At 67.9% G+C, this 3,348-nt stretch carries 4 protein-coding genes; 2 read left to right on the forward strand and 2 right to left on the reverse strand.

Annotation, left to right across the window (positions count from 1 at the left end; translation table 11 throughout):
• The first annotated feature begins 85 nt into the window (after positions 1–85).
• Positions 86–1,222 carry an acyl-CoA desaturase gene (locus AC08OQ_RS18560; RefSeq protein WP_476601340.1) on the forward strand — a complete coding sequence of 379 codons (1,137 nt, stop codon included), beginning with the start codon at positions 86–88 and terminating at the stop codon, positions 1,220–1,222.
• Between the two features lie 342 nt (positions 1,223–1,564).
• Here the strand turns inward: AC08OQ_RS18560 and AC08OQ_RS18565 are convergent, their stop codons facing one another.
• Together AC08OQ_RS18565 and AC08OQ_RS18570 are read right to left on the reverse strand one after the other, a co-directional pair.
• Entirely contained in the window at positions 1,565–1,891 is a 327-nt protein-coding gene (locus AC08OQ_RS18565; RefSeq protein ID WP_476601339.1) for an FDXHR family putative zinc-binding protein, read from the reverse strand.
• Between the two features lie 257 nt (positions 1,892–2,148).
• Positions 2,149–2,361, reverse strand: coding sequence for a hypothetical protein (locus AC08OQ_RS18570; RefSeq protein ID WP_476612264.1), 213 nt, complete (start codon positions 2,359–2,361; stop codon positions 2,149–2,151).
• 811 nt (positions 2,362–3,172) lie between these two features.
• On the opposite strand from AC08OQ_RS18570, the gene AC08OQ_RS18575 reads away from it, so the two are divergent.
• Entirely contained in the window at positions 3,173–3,343 is a 171-nt protein-coding gene (locus AC08OQ_RS18575; protein ID WP_476601338.1) for a hypothetical protein, read from the forward strand.
• Positions 3,344–3,348 lie beyond the last annotated feature (5 nt).

Here is a 3,348-nt window from a genome sequence, read left to right on the forward strand (position 1 = left end):
CATCGTCGCCTCTGCCGCTGCATCTGGCAGCACCGAGGCCATTATCATAAAATCTACCGCCACCGCGTCCGGTACGGTTGCCGGTATGGCTACCGCGTCCGGTACGGCCAAATCCATCCCCACGACGACCGCCCTCGGTTCCGCCGCCCTCGGTTCGGGCACCCTCGGTTCCGCTGCGGCGTGCGTTGCCGCACCCCGGCCCGGTGACTACGACGGGTGTCCGCCGGGCCGGCCCGGCCCCGCCCCGACCCTGCCGTCGGGGCCGCCGCTCCCGGCCAGGGCCGCCAGGCCGAGGCGATCGACCCGCCCCGACCTGGCGGACCAGCCGAAGACCCTCGGTGAGCAGGTCCTGCTCGCGTTCTTCATCGTCGTGCCCCTGCTTGCCCTGCTCGCCGCGGTCCCGCTGGCCTGGGGATGGGGGCTGGGCTGGCACGACCTGGTCATCGGCGCCGTCATGTACCTGATCACCGGATTCGGTGTCACCGTAGGCTACCACCGGCTGTTCACGCATGGTTCCTTCCGGACCGGCCGGCCGCTGCGGATAATCCTCGCCGTCGCCGGGAGCCTCGCCATCGAAATGGGGGTGACCGACTGGGTCGCGGCTCACCGGCGGCATCACAAATACTCCGACCAGGCGGCCGATCCGCATTCACCGTGGCGTTTCGGTCATCACGGCAGGGGCCTGGCGAAAGGGTTCCTACACGCCCATGTCGGATGGCTTTTCCACCCGGAACGGACCGCGCCGGAGAAGTTCTGCCCGGATCTGCTCGCCGATCGGGACATCGCGGCGATCTCGGCCCGGTTCCCCTGGCTCGTCGCCGCCTCGGTGCTGCTGCCGCCGCTGGTCGGTGGCCTGTGGAGCATGTCCTGGACCGGGGCGGCGACCGCGCTGTTCTGGGGGGCGCTGGTCCGTATCGCGCTGCTGCACCACGTCACCTTCTCCATCAACTCAATCTGCCACACGATCGGCACCCGACCGTTCGCGGCCCGGGACCGCTCCAGCAACGTGTGGTGGCTGGCCATACCCTCGCTGGGGGAGTCGTGGCACAACCTGCACCATGCCGACCCCACCAGCGCCCGCCACGGCGTCCTGCCCGGCCAGATCGATCCCAGCGCCGCACTCATCCGCCTGTTCGAGAAGCTCGGCTGGGTGCACGACGTGCGGTGGCCCACCGCCAAACGGATCGCCGCCCGCCGCGTGGACGCGGGCGCGGTCCTTTGAGAAACGACGCCGAACGTCGTAGCTTGATCGGAGAAAAACCGGCACGGGCTTTGAGGGGACGTAATGAAGTAACAAATACGTGATCGAGAGCATCATCGCAGGTCACAGGCCTGTGGAGGGTTCGAAACGCGCAAGTTATTTCATTTCGACTCCTGAGCGTGCCACCTCGGTCGAATCTTCACTGACGGGCACCCTTTACCCCGTCCGTCCACTACACCGTGACGGTGGCACGTCCCTACCACCATGCCTGGCGTCGTGCCTGCTGCGACCGGCTCGGCCATCCAGTCCCGGCCGCAGGCGGCAGGTGGGATCCGCCTACCGTCCGGTGAGGGGAGGGCTCGGTCAGCCGGCCATCCGTACCGCGCCGCCTCCTCCGCCGCCGCCGCCGGCGGGGCCGGCCGAACCGCCCCGCCGGTCGGAGACCCGCAGGATGCGGCCGGGCGGCTGTTCGTCTCCGCTGAGCCAGTATCCGCGATCGCGGCGCAACCCGGCCCGTTCCGGGGAAAGGCAGGTCCCCTTCACCCGATGCGCGTCGAAGCCGGTGGTGGTGCCGGCGAAGGTCTCGTGGCAGGACGGGCAGTGCGCCGCGGTCAGCGCCGTCCAGCGCACGTCGCAGCCGCCGCAGCTGAGCAGGATGGGGCGTTCGTACTCGTTGTCCCGCCCTGCCATGAAACCGCCTCTTCCCGCGAAGGTTCCGATCTCCCGTCGTCGGATTCTTGCCGCTCAACGTTTCCAACGTGGGCATTTCGGCTTTGTAGCTCTTCGGGCGCGTCGCGTCACCGGGCTGCCACCGGCCGCCGGAGGCGCCGCGGACCCTGGTGCTGCTACCGTGAGCACCGGTGCGGCGACCGTGAGAAGCGGTCCGGAGGGGCGTGAACTGTCGGACCCGCCGGTGAGAATCGACCAGTGACGTCGGCATCCCCGTCCTACCCGGAGTCGGGCCGGCTCGCCCGGCTGCGGGCCGCCGGGATCCGCTGGCCGGGGCCGGCCAGATCGCGCGGGTGCTCGCCGAGATCGAGGCGTTGCTGGCACCCCGCTGGGTCTGGTGGTCGGCGCGGTCCGCGGCGCGCGTGCCGCTCGCCGCCGGTATCCGGATCGGCGCCAGCTGGGATCTGGCCGCCGTCCACCGGATACTGCACGGCGGCCGCCGCCCAGGCCGGTCTGCACAACCTGCCCGCCCGGTCACCCGGAGCCTCTGGGTAGGCGCATCGGGTGGGGAGGGTATCCGGACGGTGGCCGAATTATGGGGAGCCAGTCACGGTTTGGGGACCGCAGACCGTGCCTAGGTCCCCCAAATTCGTCGGCTGACGGCTGGCCGACGGAGTCCAGCCATCGCTCGCACAATCGTCTACCGTCTCGTTTCAAGATAATCAACGGTGTTGACGACACTTCACATCCTATGATCAAAAACAAAAACCCCAAATAGCACCAGGGGAGTGGGGGCCAAACCCAGTTGATCATTGCCGGTGGCGAGGTTCGACGTGTGTGGTTCGACCGGCGGCATCCGGATGGGGGACATCGCTGGTTGGGGACACCGCCGGTCGAGATGTGTCACGTTCATCCGGGCCGGTCGATCAACTGCGGCTGAGCGGCACGGGGCCGAGGAGGGGAGACCCTGCGACCGGCTCTACTTGACATAATGCTCATTATCGGCGTTTTTGGTGGGGTGGGGGAGGGCCCGGCGTGAACCTGGCACGGAGCAGGCGGGCGCTCACCATGCGGGATGCCCGCCGAAGGTGTTTGCCCACCACCTGGATCACCATGGATCACCAGAGGTGCAGGGCAGCCCGCCGTGCCGTCTGACGGCATCAAGTTTCAGATTCTGGTTCTGGTGTGACCCTGTCATCTGGCAGGGTCACACACCGGTGTACCCGATCTATGCTGCCCTCACGAAAAGAAAGAAGAAGCGATATTAGCTTCCCGCACATGACAGCGGAAGGGAGGGTCGTCATGAAAAGACTGAGGCGCAACGCGGGGCTTCTGCTGGCCACAGCATTCGCCGTCTCCACGGCGAGTGCAGGCGTGCTGGGTGGCGTGTCTGGGCAACAGCAGGAGCACGTCAGCGGCCCGGGCCTCAGTCCGGTGCTGCGGGAACTCACCGCGCAGGATAAGGGGACGTAATGAAG

Source organism: Frankia sp. CcCS3, from assembly GCF_977927575.1.